We start from the raw sequence: 17,567 nt of genomic DNA, 5'->3' as shown, positions 1-17,567 counted from the left end.
CCGCTCCGCTGCCCTGTAGGGCGCCAAAGATGACGCGCCGGTTTCCAGAGGACAGCGATTGATCAAGATTCTCTTCGTGGTCCTGCTGCTCGTGCTGCTGTTCGGCGGCGGCGCCAAGATGATCGTCGCGGGCGGCGCGAAGTCGCTCAACATGGCGGACCGGCTGCTCGGACAGGGCGACGGCGCGCGGCTTTTGCTCGCCGACCAACCCTATGGCAGCGGACCCCGCCAGTCGCTCGACATCTGGGCTCCCGAAAGCCTCAAGGAGGGCGACCGGTTCCCCGTGGTCGTTTTCTTCTACGGCGGCGGCTGGGACAGCGGCGAGCGCGGCAGCTATGGCTTCGCCGGGCGGGCATTGGCGCGGCAGGGCTTTGTCGTGGTGACCCCCGATTACCGGCTGGTGCCCAAGGCGCATTGGCCCGACTTTATCGAGGACAGCGCGGCGGCGGTCGCGTGGACGCATGAACATATCGCCAAGCTTGGCGGCGATCCCGAGCGGATCGCGCTGATGGGCCATTCGGCGGGGGCCTATAATGCCGTGATGCTCGCGCTCGATCCGGCGTGGCTGCGCGCCGCGAAGAGCGACCCGTCGATCATCCGCGGCGTTGCGGGCCTTGCCGGGCCCTATGATTTCCTGCCGCTCGAAAAGGGCGGCCGCGGTGACAGGGCGATGGGAAAGGTCAAGCCGATCGAGAAGACGCAGCCGATTCACTTCGCCCGCGGCGACGCGCCGCCTTTGTGGCTCGCGACCGGTGATGAGGATGATATAGTGCGCCCGCGCAACAGCCAGAACCTTGCCGCTGCGATCGAACGCGCTGGCGGTTCGGCGACTTTGCGCATCTATCCCGGGATGGGGCATACCGGCATCGTCATGGCGCTCGCCGTGCCGTTCAGGAGCCGCGGGCCGGTGCTCGACGAAGCCACCGATTTCCTGCGCGGCGTGACGGGCCGCCGCATCGCGCCGGCGGCAGAGGCCGCGCAGTGAGCGCGCCGATCCCCGCAATCGTTCTCGCGGGCAGCCGTCCCGGCCCCGACCCGTTGCTTTCGGGAAGCGGCGTGTCGACCAAGGCGCTGCTGTCGATCGCGGGCCGGCCGATGCTCGTCCATGTCGTGGACGCGCTCCGGAACTCGCCGTTCGTCGGGCCGATCACGATCTTGGCCCAGAATAGCGCCGAACTGGCCGCCGAGCCGGACCTTGCGGATTTCGCCGACCTGCATTTCGCCGATTCGGGGCAGGGGATCAGCAGCTCGCTTGCCGCCGCATTGCCGCCAGGCGATGATCCGCTGCTCGTCACCACCGCCGACAATGTTTTGCTCACGCCAACGATGATCGCCGAGTTTCTCCGTGATGCCGAGGAAAGCGATGTTGCAGTGGCGATGGTCGAGCGTGAGGTGCTGCTCGCACGCTATCCGCAGTCGAAGCGCACCTGGCTGAAATTCCGCGGCGGCTGGTGGTCGGGCGCGAACATGTTCCGCCTGCGTGGTCGCCGCGTGCTGCCCTTGCTCGATTTTTGGGGGCGGATCGAGCGCGACCGCAAGAAGGGACTCAAGATCGTCGCCGCTTTCGGCCCCTGGCTGCTGCTCGGCGCGCTGCTTCGCCTGTTCACGATCCAGCAGGGGATCGCGCGCGCCGGGCTGCGTTTTGGGCTCAAAGCACGGGTCGTGCCGATGTCCGAACCCGAGGCGTGCATCGACGCGGACAAGCCGGCCGACATCGAACTGATCGAAGCGATATTTGCCGCGCGGCGGCAAGACGCTATAGGGCGGCCCCTATGAGCATCGACAAAGCCATCATCCTGTCGGCCGGGCAAGGTTCGCGCCTGCTGCCGCTGACGCGCGACATTCCCAAATGCCTGATAGAGTTCAACGGCCGCAGCCTCATCAGCTGGCAGGTCGCGGCGCTCGTCGCGAACGGGATCAAGGACATCGTCGTCGTGACGGGCTTCCGCACCGAGCGCGTCGAGGACCATGCGCTCCAGCTCTATCGCGACACCGGTGCGCGCATCCGTACCCTGTTCAACCCCTTCTTTCAGGTCGCCGACAATCTCGGCACCTGCTGGATCGCGCGCGAGGAGATGGACCGCGACTTCATCATCCTCAACGGCGACACCATCGTCTCGGACCAGATCGTCGCGAAGCTCATCGAAGGCGCGAACGAGCCGATCAACGTCACCGTCGACGTCAAACCCGACTATGACGACGACGACATGAAGGTGAATCGCGACGCCGAGGGGCGCCTGCACCACATCGGCAAAAGGCTGCTGCCCCCCGACACCAATGCGGAGTCGATCGGGATGCTCGCCTTCGTCGGCGACGGCCCCTCGATCTTTCGCAATCAGGTCGACCAGATGATGCGCACCCCCGACGGGGTCGAACGCTGGTATCTGCGTGCGATCGACATCATCGCGAAGGGCAATCGAGTCGGCACCGTGTCGATCGAGGGTCTCGAATGGCAGGAAGTCGACTTCCCGCAGGACGTCGAAGCCGCCGACGCGCTCACCGCGAAATGGGCCGAAGAAGGCCGCTACGCGAAATAGGGTTTGAGCCAGCCGATGAGCGCGGCAATCTGCGTTTCGTCCAGCTTGATCGCTTGTCCGAGGTCGGGTTGCCCGGGCCAGCCCGCGTCCCCCACCGTCAGCCCCGCACCCGAACGTTCGCCGTCATAGCGCGGCAGGACGTGGAAATGGACGTGCGGGTCGACCATCATCAGCATCAGATAGTTGATCTTCGCGTAACCGACCGCGTGGCTCAGCGCGGCCTCGATCGCGGCGGTGGCGGTCTTGAGTTCGGCGTGCGCTTCGGGAGGCAGGTCGCCGAACGCCGTCGCGTTGGACTTTGCCGCCAGCACCAATGCGCCAAGCGTCGGCTGCGCGGGGCGGAGCAGCACGACCCAATGATCATATTCGGCGATCAGCGTCGCGGGGTGGCCGAATTTCTCGATCGTTGCGTTCATGCTGCTTCCATCCAGCTGACGATCGGGCGGCCCGAGCGCTTGACGGCATAGGCCTGCGCCAGCCGCACCGCATGGACGACCAGCGAGATCACCGTCCACCAGGCCAGTGCGATCAGGCCGATGTCGGGGCGCCCGGCCAGCGTTGCGAAAAAGAGGATCGCGAAATTGGGGTTACGCCGCGCGGTGATCAGGCGGAACTGGCTGTCGAACCTTTGCCAGACATGGATGTCCATGCCGAAGTCCTTGATGAACAACCCCTCGATCACGCGCTGGAGGACATAGCCCGCGACGACCGCGATCATCACCCAGGTGAAGGTCTGCGTCGAAAGCGCGAGGCCCCAGGTGCCGAGGCCTACGCCCCAGAAATACCACCAGAAGGGCGGATGGATCAGGTCGACGCCGTGATCGGCGACATTGCCCCATTTCGACGAGGTGATCGTGCAGCGCGCGAGCTTTCCGTCGACGGTGTCGAGCACCATGAAGATGAAGCCCGCGAGCATCCCCGCCCAATAATGGCCGTAAGCGAAGAGATATGTCGCATAGACACAGAGCGCCGCGCCGATCGCGGTGACCATATTCGGGGTCATGCCGATGCTCGCGGCGCCGCGCGTCAGCCATAAAGCGAGCTCGGGCCACAGATATTTGGTCAGCGCGTCGGTGACGCCCTTGTATGCGCCGAAATAGCTTTTCCGTTCGATCGCGCGCCGCGTTTCGGGCGTCAGCCGCTGGATGAAGGGGCAGTCGAGCTTGCGGAGCTGACGGTTGTAGATTTGCGGATTGTCCCGATAGTCGATGACGGTCAGTGCGCCGCGATGCTGCGCGATATCGGCCGGGGTCATGCCGCCGGTCAGATGCGCCATCACGAGGTCGCCGCCGTCCATCACCACCGTTCCGGGCAGCGTCAGAATATGGCGGAGCCACACCGGATCGAAGACATAGTCGAGATTGACGTAAAGCCGTGCCGTCGTCGACGTTTCGGGCAGGCCTTCCGCGCGCGCCAGCCGCCGCAGCCGTTCGGCATTGGTCATGCCCCACAGCGGCGTCGAATTTTCGCCGATCGGGGTCAGCGCGGGCAGAGGGTTGGCGTCGGTCATCCGCCGCTCTTATCCTGCCCGGCGTTCTTTGCAAGAAAGCCGAGGATCGCTTCGGCGCCGCGCCGCGCCGCGCCCGCCGGATTGCCGCCGATCGATTCGGCCAGCCTTTCGCGCTGGGCATCGGCATAAAGCGGATGGCGCGCGGGCGCCCGTTCGAGCGCGCCGGGCAAGTCAGCGAGATCGTCCACGACGTCGCCGAGCGTCCAGAAGAGATAATCGGGATCGCCGGTCCAATCGACCTCATGCGCGTTGAGGAAGACGCACGGGCGCGGCGTGGCGAGAAACTCGTAAACCTGGCTGCTGACATCGCCGAGGTAGATGTCGGTGCCGCTCGTATAGCTCATGTCGAACAGGCGGTCGGACGCGAGGTCGATCAGGATCTCGCCCGGCACCGCCAGCTTCGTTACCGCCGCGCGCTCGGCGTCGCTCGCTTCGGCGAACAGGCGCACATGCGGCGCGACGACGAGATTGTAGCGATCCTGACCCGCGAACCAGGCGATGATGTCACGGCCGAAGCGCTCCCACGACGACAGCTCGCGCTTGAAATGGGGGGCGTAAAGGACCGTCTGCCGGCCATTGGCGAACAATGGCTCGCGCGCCGCCTGCAACCCCGGCATCAGATCGAGCTTCACATAGCCGTTCACCGCATAACGACCCGGCCGGATCGTCCCGGCGTCGAGCATCCGCCGTTCGCTCTTTTCGCCGGCCACGAGCGCAAAATCGAAATATCGGTCGCGCAGATCGAAGGTAATCGCCCGGTCGCCCGCCCCGTGCGGCGTAAAGATCAGCCGCGTCCCCCGCCGCAGGAAATGCCGGATCGACGTGGTCGTGCGCTCGGGCACGACGATCGCATCGAACTGCCGCAGAAAGGGCAGGGCATCGAGCAGCATGGGCAGGCGCGGATTGCGGAAGAACCCCTTGTCGCGGAGCCAGCGGGCCAATCCCTTCTGGCCGAGCAGGGTGACGCTTGGTGCGAAGCCCGGATAGGCAAGCGCGACCTGTTCGACCATCCGCAGATGGTCCGCGCTCGCGACGGCGACGTCGATGGCTTGCCCCGCGGCCGCCATCTCCGCCGCGATGGGCAGCGCATGGAACACATGATGCGGCTCGCCGATGAAGAGGAACAGGATGCGCATCAATGGGGCTCGGCCACCGCGGCGTCCTCGAAATCGGCGGCGCGCCAGCCATGCTTCGCGGCCAGCCGGACATATTTGTCGCCGCGCCCGATCAGCCACGCCTCACCGGCCAGCGCAAAGGTCGGGGCGTCGCTGAGATGGTCCGAATAGGCGCGAATATGCGCCGTGCCGCCCGGGGCGTTCGCGGCAAGCCATTCACTGACGCGCCGCGCCTTTTCTTGGCCGTAACAATTGGACCCGTCCAGCAGGGGCAGCCAGTGGCCCGCATCGTCGCGCCGGTGGCGCGAGGCGACGATGGCGTCGAAGCCGAGTGCCTCGGCGATCGCACCGGCGTAGAATTCGGGGGCGGCTGTGGCCATCAGCAGCCGATAGCCCTCGGCCCGGTCGCGCGCGATGCACGCGGCGGCGCCCGGCGGGACGTCGCGCGGAATGCGCCACGCGGCGAAGGCGGCGGCGAGCGTTTCGGCGCGCGCGGGTGCGATGCTATTGCCCAGCATCAGGCGAATGGCGGCGGGCTTGAACCGGTCGCGCCCGTAAAGGCGCAGCGCATGACCGATCATCAGCGCGGCGAGCGCGGGCAGCAGCAGCACGCGCCAAGGCGCCTCGCGCCACGCCGCCCACAGCAGGAACAGCGTGAAAGTCGGCGTGCGCAGCACGGTCCGGTCGAGATCGTAGATCGCGACGCGGGGGAGGGATGGCGTGCCGGTCATGCGGCTTCCGGTTCGAACAGCCGGAGCTTGCGGCCGGTCTTGCCCAGCGACATGCGATCGGCGAGCGGCAGGGCGAAGCGTAGCGCTGCCCATATCGACGCAGCGGCGATCAGCCCGAGCAGCGGCAGCGAAAGCGCGTCGGGCAAAAGGTCGGCGAGCACCGCGGCGGTGCCGGCTGCGAGGGTGATCGCAAGGCCGCGCAGTGCCACCGCCGGAAATTGGGCGTCGAAGGGGTGAAGCTTTTCGGTGATTGCCAGCTGCACCATCGGGATCGCCGCCATCACGACGAGGCCGAGGGCGGTCGCGAGCGTCACCCCCGTCAGCGGGTCGAGATGGCCGACGATCAGCCAGCCCGCGCCGATCGCGACGGCGACGCCGAAGATGCTGGCGGTGAGCTGGTGCCGAAAGGCGGCGACGACTTGCAGCACCGGTGCCGAAATGCCGAGCACCGCTTCGGCGGCGCGGGCGAAGAGCAGGACCACCAGCGCCGCTTGCGCCGCCTGCGCGCCGTGCCCGAACAGACCGAGCAGCGATGCGCTGCCCGCCGCGAGCACGGCAGCGAGCGGCAGCGCGATCGCGAGGATCAGCCGCGTCGCATAGGCATAGATCTCGGCGACCTGGCGCCGGTCCTCGCGCTCGGCGCTGGCGGCGAGCGGCGCCATCACATAGGTGAAGGCGATGCGGACGAGCTGGACGACGCTCGACAGTTTGCGCGCGATCGTGAACAGGCCCGCGGCCGCGGCGCCCGCCGCACCGGGAAGCAGCATGTTGAGGATCAGCGCCGGGGCGTCGCCGAACAGCCGTGCGATGATGTTCGATGGCAGGATCGAGAGGCCCGCCAAAAAGGTGTTGCGCGCGGTCTCTCCCGCCCACGGCCCGCGCCACAGGTCGGCGAAGCTGTAGTGGCGCGCGAGCAGCCGGATGCTGAGCGCCGCGGTGATGCCAAGCGAACAGAGGTGCGCAATGAACAGCCCCTTGAGGCCGAGGCCGCCCGCGAAGAACAGCCCCGCGAACACCAGCCGCATCACCTGTTCCCACACGATCCGCAGGCGTATCTCGGCACCGAATAGCATGCGTGCGCGCAATGCCGAGGTCGCGATCTCGACAAAGGCCCAGAGCGGCAGCGCCCAGACGAAAATGCGGATCGCGGGGGTGACAAGCTCCCGGTCCTTCGCCGCGACGTTGAGCAACGGCGCGAGGTCGGCGGCGAAGACGGCGACGAGCGCCGCGACGAGGATGCACGGCCCGACGCCGAAGACCATCGCCGTGCGCAGCGCCGCCGCGGCGTCGGCGCCGCTCGCCGATTGCGGGACGGTGCGCTGCATCGCGCTGGTCATACCGAGATCGAAGATATTCTCGAGCAGGTTCACCGCCGCCCACAGCACGGCGTAGAGGCCGTAACCTGCGAGCCCGAACATCAGGACGTAGAGTGGCTGCGCGACGATTTCGACCACCGCGCCGAGCCGGGCCAGCACGGTCGTGCCGAGCCCGCGCGCGACGCTGCGGCTGGTAACGGCGGGCTGGGCGGCGCTTTCGCTCATCATCGCCGCCCTAGCGCCTTGCCCGCGCGCCTGCCAGCGGCTTTCGCGCGTTCACCCCCTTGTCGACTCTGCCAATCGGGTCTAGGCAGCGCGCGATTGCATAGGGAAGACCGCGATATGGCTCAATTTGTCCTGCCCAAGAACAGCCGCCCGCAAAAGACGGGCACGGTCCACAAGGCCGAGGGCGCGACCGCCGTCAAGAAATTCAAAGTCTATCGCTACGATCCCGACAAGGGCCAGAACCCGCATTTCGACACGTTCGAGATCGACACCGACAAATGCGGCCCGATGGTGCTCGACGCGCTGATCAAGATGAAGAGCGAGCAGGATTCGACGCTGACCTTCCGCCGCTCGTGCCGCGAAGGCATCTGCGGCAGCTGTTCGATGAACATGAACGGCAAGAACGGCCTCGCCTGCACGACCGCGATCGAGGATCTGAAGGGCGACATCACGATCACCCCGCTGCCGGCGATGGACGTGATCAAGGATCTCGTCCCCGACTTCACCCATTTCTATGCGCAATATGCGTCGATCGAGCCCTGGCTCAAGACCAAGACCACGACGCCGAGCGGCAAGGAGCGGTTGCAGTCGCCCGAGGAACGCGAAAAGCTCGATGGTCTGTATGAGTGCATCCTTTGCGCCTGCTGTTCGACGAGCTGCCCGAGCTATTGGTGGAACAGCGACAAGTTCCTCGGCCCGGCGATCCTGCTTCAGGCCTATCGCTGGCTCGCCGACAGCCGCGACGAGCTGACCGGCGAACGGCTCGACGAGCTGGAGGATCCCTTCCGCCTTTATCGCTGCCACACGATCATGAACTGCGCCAACGCCTGCCCCAAAGGCCTGAGCCCGGCGCGCGCGATCGCCGAGATCAAGAAGCTGGAAGCCGAGCGGCAGGTCTGATGCGTGGCGCGCTCGCGGCATTCGCTGCGCTGGCGCTCGCTTCCTGTGCATCGACGACCGAACCGCGAAACGTTGCCGAACTGCCCGGCGCGATCGCGCTTGGCGATACGACCTGGCTTGTTCCCGGCCGCTTCGATCCGGAGCGTTCGCCCGACGGCAACAGCGTGATCCTGAAGGGAGCGGCGGGTGCCATCCTCGTCGATACGGGCCGTCACGCGAGCCACGCCGAAACGGTGGAAAAGGCTCTCGACGAACTTGGCCTACCGCTCGCCGCGATCGTCAACACGCACTGGCATCTCGATCATGTCAGCGGCAATCTGGCGCTCAAGGCGGGACGGCGCGATGTGCGCGTCTACGGAACCTCCGCCATCGATGGCGCGCTCGCCGGCTTTCTCGCGGACAGCGCGGCGGCGTCGCGCAAGGCGCTCGCCGAGGGCCGGATTACCGCCGCGGCGGTTCCGGACGTGAAAGGCGATCTGAAGACAATCGGGCGCGGGCGAAAACTGCGCGCCGACATCGTCGTCGACGAGCCGCACGATGCCGTTTTCGCCGGCCGGCCGCTGTCGTTGCGGATCGCGCGCCGTGCGGCGACCGAACGCGATCTATGGATATACGACGCCGATGCCGAACGCGCGATCGTCGGGGACCTCGTTGCGCTGCCCGCCCCCTTTCTCGATACCGCCTGTCCCGAAGGCTGGCTGGAGGCGCTTGGCGACGTCGCGCGGTCGGGCGCCCGGCAGATCGTACCCGGCCACGGTCCGGTCATGGACATGCCCGCCTTTGCGCGTTGGCGCGCCGCCTTTGGCGATTTTATCGCTTGCGCGCGCGGGCGGGGCGCGCTTGAGACCTGTTCGGCCGGATGGGTTGCCGGCGCCGCCGAATGGATCGGCGGCGACAGCATCCGCGCCAAGGCGATGGCCGATTATTATGGCGAACGCGTTCGCGCGGGAAAACTGGACGGATATTGCAGGGCATGAACGACGGGATCGAGGAGCCGAAACGGCGCGAGAATTTCAGCGCCGAACAATTGGCCGACGGCTGGGTCAGCTGGAACCTCAAGGATCAGAGCCGGTTCAACGCCTTCATCGAGCCGCTTTCGGTGCGGGTCGAGCCCCCGACCGACGACGGCCGCCCGCGCGCGCGGGTTCGCATGTTGCCCGAGCGCAAGCACAGCAACCTCGGCGACAATGTCCACGGCGCGGTCAGCCTCGCGCTCGTCGACATCGCGCTGTTCGCCGCGTCGCACCAGTTCGGATCGCTCGATGCCGGCCATTCGGTGACGCTCGACCTGTCGACCCAGTTCGTCGGCGCGGGCCGCGTCGGCGAGCCGCTCGATGCCGTGGTCGAGTTGGTGCGCGAAACCGGCCGGCTGATCTTCCTGCGCGGGCTGGTCGTGCAGGGCGAGGGCGACAGCCATATCGTGCTGAGCTTCGCCGGAACGATCCGCAAGGCGAGCCGCAAGTGACCACCGTCCTTGCGGCTTATGACGCGCTTGTCGCGGCGGGCGAGCTCCGCCCCGATCCCGAGCAGCGCGCGGCTGCGACGCGGCTTAATCAACTCCAGGCCGAACTCGAAGCGGTACCGAAGCGCGGCAGCCTGCTCTGGCGCCTCGCGGGGCGCAAGCCCGATGCGCTGCGCGGCGTCTATCTGTGGGGCGCGGTCGGGCGCGGCAAATCGATGCTGATGGATCTCTTCTACGACCAGCTCGCCATCCAGCGGAAGCGGCGCGTCCATTTCCACGCCTTCATGCTCGATGTTCATGCGCGGATGCGCGAGGTCAGGAAGACCGAGAGCGGCGATCCGATTCCGATCGTCGCCGAGGCGCTTGCCGAAAATACCCGCTGCCTCGCCTTCGACGAGATGGTCGTGAACAACAGCGCCGACGCGATGATCCTCTCGCGCCTGTTCACCGCGCTGATCGATCATGGCGTGACGATGGTGGCGACGTCGAACCGGCCGCCGAAGGATCTCTACAAGGACGGGCTCAATCGCGAGCATTTCCTACCCTTCATCGCGCTCGTCGAGGAACGGCTCGACGTCATGGGGCTGAACGGCCCGACCGACTATCGCCGCGACCGGCTCGGCGACGGCGCGCGCTGGTTCGTTCCGGCGGGCGATGCCGCGAGCGCGGCGCTGTCGGCCGCTTTCTTTCGCCTGACCGACTATCCGCCCGAGGACCGCGCGCATGTGCCGAGCCTCGACCTCGATGTCGGCGGCGGGCGAACGCTGCACGTTCCCAAGGCGCTGAAGGGCGTCGCCGTCTTTTCGTTCAAGCGGCTCTGCGGCGAGGCGCGGGGGGCGGCCGACTATCTTGCCGTCGCGCGCCATTTTCACGCCGTGATCATCGTCGGCATCCCGCGCATGGGCCCCGAGAACCGCAACGAGGCGGCGCGCTTCGTCACGCTGATCGATGCGCTTTACGAATATAAGGTCAAGCTGCTCGCCAGCGCGGCGGCGATGCCCGATCAGCTGTATGTCGCCGGCGACGGGGCTTTCGAGTTCGAGCGCACGGCGAGCCGCCTCGCCGAAATGCAATCGGACGATTACCTCGCGCTAGGCCATGGCCAACAGGATGCCGCCGGCGATCTTCCCCCAGCGTGACGTGTTGGCGGCGACATAGGTGAGGCTGCGGACGTAACGCATTTCGTGCGCGAGATGTCCCGCCGCCTGTTCGGCGGTGCGGCGCATCGTCCGAAGCGGGCGCGGTTCGGGCGGCCTGATTGGCCCCGGTCGCGCCGGTGGCAAGGGCAGGTCGGTAAAGCCCCCGTTTGTCACGCGGCGGTCGGCCGCCACCGCCTGGCACATCGCTTCCATGCGGGCGATCGCCAACCGGTTCGGCACCGCGCGATCGCGGCTCAAGAGTTCGAAGCTATGGCTGAAGGCCGAGAACTGGATCGCTCCGCTCGCCGCCGCATGGTCGAGCGCGTCGCGCATCTCCTCTTCGGACATCGCGCACAATTGCGCCGGGCGAAAGCTGTCGGCGCCGTCCATCAGCCCACTGACCGGCACTTCGCAGACGCCATGGTGCAGGCGCATCCCGATATTGCGGCGGTCGAGCGCGATGTCGCAGCCCTGGCCCGCATAAGCGCCGTTGAAGCTGCTGTCGTAGTCGAAACCCAGCGCGGCGAGCGCGCGGAGCGTATCGTCGTTGGCGCCGAAATTGCCCGCGCGGAAGGCGACCGGATCGGGCGCGCCCCCGCGCATCAGCATGTCCGCCGCCAGCCCGATCAGCTTTTTCTGCGCCCCAAGCGGGAAGTCGCTGATGTTGCGCCCGGTCAGCCGCCCGACCGGACTGAAGCGTGCGAAGGCGAGCCATTCGGTGTGGATATGGAGTTGCACTTCGTGACCGCGCGCGACGATCGGGTCGACGATGTCGCGGACGATCGACGGCCCGTGGACGAGCGCCGGCATCGGGTCGACGAAGAACACGCCCTTGAGGCCGTATCTTTCCAGCATGTCCATCTGGAAATGGATGCCGAAATCGCCGTCGCGGCAGCGGCCGAGGATCGAGCTTTCGAAATTGGCGCGCGCGTCATGGCCCCGTTGATAGAGGCCGGCCGACAATTCGGTGTCGAAGCTGATGATCGCGCGCGTCACCATAGGCGCGTAACAAAGCGGGGATAAGACAGGGTTAATCGGTGCCGGGACGATCCCCTATGCGGACGACGCATTTTTGTTCCATTCTGCCGCGAACCCGTTGCGTCCCCACAATATCACGCGCCAGCCTGTCGCTGAAATCCATTTTTGAAAACACTATTGTTATTGCGAACTATTATCAAAGAAAGGCGGTTTTTCGTCCTTTTGGCGGTTGTTTCGTTAAGGGAATCGGCGTAGGGGCGTCGCCAGTCTTGGGACCGGAGCGGAGCTTTAGCCCGTGCTCCCGCCGGTCTGTGAACCAATTGCCGGGCTTGCCAGGAAGGGAGTGCCGCGCGCCATGGGACGCAAGAAGATCGCTTTGATCGGAGCCGGGAATATCGGCGGAACGCTGGCGCTGCTCGCCGCGCAAAAGGAACTCGGCGACGTCGTGTTGTTCGACGTGGTCGAAGGCGTGCCGCAGGGCAAGGCGCTCGACCTCTCGCAGGTCGGGCCGATCGCGGGCTTCGACGCGAAGATCACCGGCTCGAACGACTATAAGGATATCGCGGGCGCCGACGTCATCATCGTCACCGCCGGTGTCGCCCGCAAGCCGGGCATGAGCCGCGACGACCTGCTCGGGATCAACTTGAAGGTCATGAAGGCCGTTGGCGAAGGCATCAAGGCCAACGCTCCGGACGCCTTCGTCATCTGCATCACCAACCCGCTCGACGCGATGGTCTGGGCGCTGCGCGAATTCTCGGGTCTGCCGCACAATAAGGTCGTCGGCATGGCGGGCGTGCTCGACTCGGCGCGCTTCAGCCACTTCATCGCCGACGAATTCGACGTGTCGGTGAAGGACGTGAACACCTTCGTGCTCGGCGGCCACGGCGACACGATGGTTCCCGTTGTGCGTTACTCGACCGTCAACGGCATCCCCGTTCCCGACCTCGTCAAGATGGGCCTGTCGTCGCAGGACAAGATCGATGCGATCGTCAAGCGCACGCGCGGCGGCGGCGGCGAAATTGTCGCGCTGCTCGGCACCGGTTCGGCTTTCTACGCCCCCGCAGCCTCGGGCATCGCGATGGCCGAAGCCTATCTGGGCGACCAGAAGCGCATCCTGCCGTGCGCCGCCTATGTCGAAGGCCAGTACGGCCTTGACGGGCTCTACGTCGGCGTGCCCGTGCTGATCGGCGCGAACGGCGTCGAGAAGGTCGTCGAGATCGAACTCGACGACGCCGACAAGGCGGGCCTGCAGGTCTCGGTCGACGCGGTCAAGGAGCTGCTCGACGCGTGCAAGGCGCTGGATCCCAGCCTCGCCTGACCCTTTTTGGTCGCGTCCGGCGTTCCGCGCCGGGCGGGCCGGCTCTCCCCGGGAGAATTAGAATATGTCCATCCTTATCGACAAGAATACCAAGGTCATCACGCAAGGGATGACCGGTGCCACCGGCACTTTCCACACCGAACAGGCGCTCGCCTATGGCACGCAGATGGTCGGCGGCGTGACGCCGGGCAAGGGCGGCACGACGCACATCGGCCTGCCGATTTTCAACACCGTCGAAGAAGCGAAGCATGCGACCGGCGCGACTGCGTCGGTCATCTATGTGCCGCCGCCGTTCGCGGCCGACTCGATCCTCGAGGCGATCGATGCCGAGATCGAGCTGATCGTCGCGATCACCGAAGGCATTCCGGTGCTCGACATGGTCAAGGTGAAGCGCGCGCTCTCGGGTTCGAAGTCGCGCCTGATCGGCCCGAACTGCCCCGGCGTCCTGACCCCCGACGAATGCAAGATTGGCATCATGCCCGGCAACATCTTCAAAAAGGGCAGCGTCGGCGTCGTCTCGCGCTCGGGCACTTTGACCTATGAAGCGGTGTTCCAGACCACGAACGTCGGCCTGGGTCAGACGACCGCGGTCGGCATCGGCGGCGACCCGGTCAACGGCACCAACTTCATCGACGTGCTCGAACTCTTCCTCGCCGACGAGGCGACCAAGTCGATTATCATGATCGGCGAAATCGGCGGCGACGCCGAGGAGCAGGCGGCGCAGTTCCTGATCGACGAAGCGAAGCGCGGCCGGAAGAAGCCGATGGCCGGCTTCATCGCGGGCCGCACCGCGCCCCCGGGCCGCCGCATGGGCCACGCCGGCGCGATCGTGTCGGGCGGCAAGGGCGACGCCGAAAGCAAGATCGCGGCGATGGAAGCCGCCGGCATCAAGGTGTCGGCCAGCCCGTCGGAACTCGGCACGACGCTTGCCGAAGTGCTCAAGGAACGCGTCTGAGCCTAGCGGCCCGCCGGCGCCTTTGCCGGCGGGCCTCCGCTCCCCATATGAGAATACCCACCCCTTCCTCCCCGTGGAAAAGCAGATGAACCTCGAACGACAAAGCTTCGACATCGACGAGCCGCAGGCCGGCCCGAGCTGGGCGCCGAAGAACTGGCCCCGGATCGACAGCGACGACCTGACCGCCGCGCTCGACCCGCAGCAGATGCAGGTCGCGGTGAAGGCCGCCGCTGCCAAAGCGGGCGCCTCGCTGCCCGCCGCTGAGGTCGAGCGCGCCGCCGACGATTCGATCCGCGCGATGATGCTGATCCGCACCTATCGCGTGCGCGGCCACCTCGCCGCCACGCTCGATCCGCTGGGGCTCAGCCAGCGTGAGCTGCCGGCGGATCTGACGCCCGAATATCACGGCTTCGTCGGCGCCGATCAGGACCGGCCGGTGTATATCGGCGGAACGTTGGGGCTCGAAAAGGCGACGATCCGCGAGATCGTTGCAATCCTGCGCGCCAATTATTGCGGCCATGTCGGCCTCGAATATATGCACATCTCCGACGTCGAGGAGCGGCGCTTCCTGCAGGACCGGATGGAGGGTGCCGACAAAAGCGTCGAATTCACCCAGGAAGGCAAGCGCGCGATTCTCAACAAGGTGATCGAAGCCGAGGAGTGGGAAAAGTTCCTCGCGCGCAAATATGTCGGCACCAAGCGCTTCGGCCTCGACGGCGGCGAATCGATGATCCCCGCGATGGAATCGATCATCAAATATGGCGGCCAATATGGCGTGAAGGAAATCGTCTATGGTATGGCGCACCGCGGGCGGCTCAACATGCTCGCGAACGTCATGGCCAAACCCTATCAGGTGATCTTCCACGAATTCGCCGGCGGCAGCGCCAACCCCGACGACATCGGCGGTTCGGGCGACGTCAAATATCACCTCGGCACCTCGACCGACCGCGAGTTCGACGGGGTTTCGGTGCATATGTCGCTCGTCCCCAACCCCTCGCACCTCGAGGCGGTCGACCCGGTCGTTCTCGGCAAGGTGCGCGCGCAGCAGGTGGTACGCGACGATCTCGCCGAACATACGCAGGTGCTGCCGGTGCTGATCCACGGCGACGCGGCCTTTGCGGGGCAGGGGATCGTCTGGGAATGCCTCGGCTTCTCGGGCATCCGCGGTTACAATACGGGCGGCTGCATCCATTTCATCGTCAACAACCAGATCGGTTTCACGACCAGCCCGCAGTTCGCGCGCTCGTCGCCCTATCCGTCGGACGTCGCCAAGGGCGTTCAGGCGCCGATCCTGCACGTCAACGGCGACGATCCCGAAGCCGTGACCTTCGCGTGCAAGCTCGCGATCGATTTCCGCCAGCAGTTCAAGCGCGACGTCGTGATCGACATGTGGTGCTATCGCCGCTTCGGCCATAACGAGGGCGACGAGCCGTCGTTCACCCAGCCCCTGATGTACGAGCGCATCCGCAAGCATCCGCCGGTGTCGCAGCTTTGCGCGGCGAAGCTGCAGGACGAAGGCGTGATCGACGCGGGTTGGGCCGACGCGCGCCGCGCCGAATTCACTGCGCGGCTCGAAGGCGATTTCGAGGCGGCGAAGACCTATAAACCGAACAAGGCCGACTGGTTCGCCGGCCGCTGGTCGGGCCTCTATGCGCCGACCGATTCCGAACATGCGCGCCGCAACATCGCGACGGGGGTGTCGGAAAAGCTGTTCGATTCGATCGGCCGCACGCTGACGACGATCCCCGCCGACGTCGAGGTTCACAAGACGCTGCGCCGCGTGATCGACGCGCGCGGTGCGATGTTCGCCGACAAGAAGGACGGCGAAGTGTTCGACTGGGCGACCGCCGAAAGCCTCGCCTTCGGCACGTTGCTGAGCGAAGGCTATCAGGTCCGCCTGTCGGGTCAGGATTCGGGTCGCGGCACCTTCAGCCAGCGTCACGCGGTCTGGGTCGATCAGAGGAGCGAGCGGAAATATGTCCCGCTGACGACCGTGCCGCACGGCCGGTTCGAGGTGCTCGACAGCCCGCTCTCCGAATATGGCGTGCTCGGCTTCGAATATGGCTATGCGATGGCCGATCCGAAGAGCCTCGTGCTCTGGGAAGCGCAGTTCGGCGATTTCGCCAACGGCGCGCAGATCATGATCGATCAGTTCATCGCCGCGGGCGAGGCCAAGTGGCTGCGCGCCAACGGCCTCGTGATGCTGTTGCCGCACGGTTATGAGGGGCAGGGCCCCGAGCATAGCTCGGCGCGCCTCGAACGCTTCCTCCAGCTTTGCGCGGGCGACAATATCCAGGTGTGTAATATTTCGACCCCGTCGAACTATTTCCACGTCCTGCGCCGCCAGATGCTGCGCTCGTTCCGCAAGCCGCTGATCATCATGACGCCCAAGTCGCTGCTCCGTCACAAGCTGGCGGTGTCGCAGCGGTCGGACTTCATCGGCGACGCGCATTTCCGCCGCATCATGTCGGATCGCACGCCGCCCGCCGATGCCGACATCAAACGTGTCGTCCTGTGTTCGGGCAAGGTCGGTTACGACCTGATGGAAGCGCGCGACGCCGCGGGCCTGACCGATACGACGGTGATTCGCATCGAGCAGCTCTATCCCTTCCCGGGCGAGGCGCTGGCGGTTCGCCTGAAGCGGATGCCGAAGCTCGAAGAGGTCGTCTGGGCGCAGGAAGAGCCGCGCAACAACGGCGCGTGGTTCTTCGTGGGCGAACTGATCGAGGAATCGCTCATCGAGGCGGGCCACAAGGGCATGCGCCCGCGTTACGCCGGCCGCGCCGCCGCGGCTTCGCCCGCGACCGGCCTGATGAGCCGTCACCAGACCGAACAGTCCGCGCTCGTCGCCGACGCGCTCGGCCTTTCGGTTCGCGCCGAAATCCGCCGCACCAAGAAAAAAGCCTGAGCCCAAAGCCCAAGTCCCCAAGGAACTGCACCTATGAGCACCGAAGTCAAAGTCCCCACGCTGGGCGAAAGCGTCACCGAAGCGACGATCGGCGAATGGCTGAAGAAGCCCGGCGAGGCGGTCGCGCTCGACGAGCCGATCGCGAGCCTCGAAACCGACAAGGTCGCGGTCGAAGTGCCGTCGCCGGTCGCGGGCGTGATGGGCCAGCAACTCGTCGCGGTCGGCGACACGGTGAACGTCGGCGCCGCGATTGCGACGATTGAGGCGGGCGGGGCTGCCCCGGCCCCCGCGCCCCCCGCGGCCCCCCCCGCCCCCGCCGCGGGGGCCGCGGCCCCCCCCCCGGCGCCCCCCGCGACCGCAGCTCCGGCCGGCGAAGCGGTCGACACGGCACCCCCCCCGCGCCCCCCCGCCCCCGCCCCCCGCGTTGCCCCGGCGGCCGCCCGCCCCAGAGCCACTGCACGGGCTCGTCGGTG

At 66.5% G+C, this 17,567-nt stretch carries 17 protein-coding genes; 11 read left to right on the top strand and 6 right to left on the bottom strand.

Translation table 11 applies throughout. The features are described 5' to 3' along the window. Positions 1-58: 58 nt before the first annotated feature. Genes FG95_RS11035 through FG95_RS11025 form a run of 3 tightly spaced genes read left to right on the top strand, consistent with a single transcriptional unit; the run spans position 59 to position 2,537 of the window. A complete protein-coding gene (locus tag FG95_RS11035; RefSeq protein WP_037555908.1) occupies positions 59-985 on the top strand; it encodes an alpha/beta hydrolase in 927 nt (308 codons plus the stop codon). Then, the gene (locus FG95_RS11030) at positions 982-1,776 is read left to right on the top strand and encodes a nucleotidyltransferase family protein (protein WP_037555906.1); all 795 of its coding nucleotides are present in this window, start codon (positions 982-984) and stop codon (positions 1,774-1,776) included. Before FG95_RS11035 ends, FG95_RS11030 begins: the two co-directional genes overlap by 4 nt. Then, entirely contained in the window at positions 1,773-2,537 is a 765-nt protein-coding gene (locus tag FG95_RS11025) for a phosphocholine cytidylyltransferase family protein (protein WP_037555905.1), read from the top strand. Before FG95_RS11030 ends, FG95_RS11025 begins: the two co-directional genes overlap by 4 nt. Here FG95_RS11025 and FG95_RS11020 read toward each other — a convergent pair. From FG95_RS11020 to FG95_RS11000, 5 genes are read right to left on the bottom strand one after another with little or no spacing between them, the layout of a single operon-like run. Beyond that, complete coding sequence (locus FG95_RS11020; RefSeq protein ID WP_037555904.1) at positions 2,525-2,953, bottom strand: HIT family protein; 429 nt, start codon at positions 2,951-2,953, stop codon at positions 2,525-2,527. The two genes, FG95_RS11025 and FG95_RS11020, sit on opposite strands and share 13 nt — an antisense overlap. Continuing rightward, the gene (locus tag FG95_RS11015) at positions 2,950-4,047 is read right to left on the bottom strand and encodes a CDP-alcohol phosphatidyltransferase family protein (RefSeq protein ID WP_052182296.1); all 1,098 of its coding nucleotides are present in this window, start codon (positions 4,045-4,047) and stop codon (positions 2,950-2,952) included. Before FG95_RS11015 ends, FG95_RS11020 begins: the two co-directional genes overlap by 4 nt. Further along, on the bottom strand, positions 4,044-5,183 hold the full coding sequence (locus FG95_RS11010; RefSeq protein WP_037555903.1) for a hypothetical protein: 1,140 nt from the start codon (positions 5,181-5,183) through the stop codon (positions 4,044-4,046). The genes FG95_RS11015 and FG95_RS11010 overlap by 4 nt, the downstream gene beginning before the upstream one ends. Then, entirely contained in the window at positions 5,183-5,893 is a 711-nt protein-coding gene (locus tag FG95_RS11005; RefSeq protein ID WP_037555902.1) for an HAD-IB family phosphatase, read from the bottom strand. The genes FG95_RS11010 and FG95_RS11005 overlap by 1 nt, the downstream gene beginning before the upstream one ends. Beyond that, entirely contained in the window at positions 5,890-7,437 is a 1,548-nt protein-coding gene (locus FG95_RS11000) for a lipopolysaccharide biosynthesis protein (protein WP_052182295.1), read from the bottom strand. Before FG95_RS11000 ends, FG95_RS11005 begins: the two co-directional genes overlap by 4 nt. 114 nt (positions 7,438-7,551) lie before the next feature. Here FG95_RS11000 and FG95_RS10995 point away from each other — a divergent pair, with 114 nt between their 5' ends. The 4 genes from FG95_RS10995 to zapE are packed head-to-tail and all read left to right on the top strand — an operon-like array spanning position 7,552 to position 10,935. Further along, positions 7,552-8,334: a succinate dehydrogenase iron-sulfur subunit gene (locus FG95_RS10995; RefSeq protein ID WP_037555901.1), complete on the top strand. Its 783-nt coding sequence runs from the start codon at positions 7,552-7,554 to the stop codon at positions 8,332-8,334. Further along, positions 8,334-9,311 (top strand): MBL fold metallo-hydrolase, encoded by a 978-nt coding sequence (locus FG95_RS10990; RefSeq protein WP_037555900.1) that lies wholly within the window; start codon positions 8,334-8,336, stop codon positions 9,309-9,311. Before FG95_RS10995 ends, FG95_RS10990 begins: the two co-directional genes overlap by 1 nt. Further along, positions 9,308-9,799 (top strand): PaaI family thioesterase, encoded by a 492-nt coding sequence (locus tag FG95_RS10985; protein WP_200880189.1) that lies wholly within the window; start codon positions 9,308-9,310, stop codon positions 9,797-9,799. The genes FG95_RS10990 and FG95_RS10985 overlap by 4 nt, the downstream gene beginning before the upstream one ends. Then, the gene (gene zapE / locus FG95_RS10980; RefSeq protein ID WP_037555898.1) at positions 9,796-10,935 is read left to right on the top strand and encodes a cell division protein ZapE; all 1,140 of its coding nucleotides are present in this window, start codon (positions 9,796-9,798) and stop codon (positions 10,933-10,935) included. The genes FG95_RS10985 and zapE overlap by 4 nt, the downstream gene beginning before the upstream one ends. On the opposite strand, the gene FG95_RS10975 is transcribed toward zapE, so the two are convergent. Continuing rightward, positions 10,888-11,934, bottom strand: coding sequence for a polysaccharide deacetylase family protein (locus tag FG95_RS10975; protein WP_081933108.1), 1,047 nt, complete (start codon positions 11,932-11,934; stop codon positions 10,888-10,890). The two genes, zapE and FG95_RS10975, sit on opposite strands and share 48 nt — an antisense overlap. 334 nt (positions 11,935-12,268) lie before the next feature. On the opposite strand from FG95_RS10975, the gene mdh reads away from it, so the two are divergent. From mdh to FG95_RS10955, 4 genes are all read left to right on the top strand, one after another. Beyond that, the gene (mdh, locus tag FG95_RS10970; protein WP_037555897.1) at positions 12,269-13,231 is read left to right on the top strand and encodes a malate dehydrogenase; all 963 of its coding nucleotides are present in this window, start codon (positions 12,269-12,271) and stop codon (positions 13,229-13,231) included. A gap of 64 nt (positions 13,232-13,295) precedes the next feature. Further along, a complete protein-coding gene (gene sucD / locus FG95_RS10965) occupies positions 13,296-14,186 on the top strand; it encodes a succinate--CoA ligase subunit alpha (protein WP_037555896.1) in 891 nt (296 codons plus the stop codon). Between the two features lie 85 nt (positions 14,187-14,271). Then, positions 14,272-17,094 carry a 2-oxoglutarate dehydrogenase E1 component gene (locus FG95_RS10960; protein WP_037555894.1) on the top strand — a complete coding sequence of 941 codons (2,823 nt, stop codon included), beginning with the start codon at positions 14,272-14,274 and terminating at the stop codon, positions 17,092-17,094. Positions 17,095-17,127: 33 nt separating this feature from the next. Continuing rightward, positions 17,128-17,567, top strand: a 440-nt coding sequence (locus FG95_RS10955; protein ID WP_037555940.1) for a biotin/lipoyl-containing protein, incomplete at its 3' end; no start/stop codon positions are given.

Source organism: Sphingopyxis sp. LC363 (assembly GCF_000756385.1).
In the GTDB taxonomy this organism is placed as follows: domain Bacteria; phylum Pseudomonadota; class Alphaproteobacteria; order Sphingomonadales; family Sphingomonadaceae; genus Sphingopyxis.
This window is presented reverse-complemented; position numbering and strand designations above follow the sequence as displayed.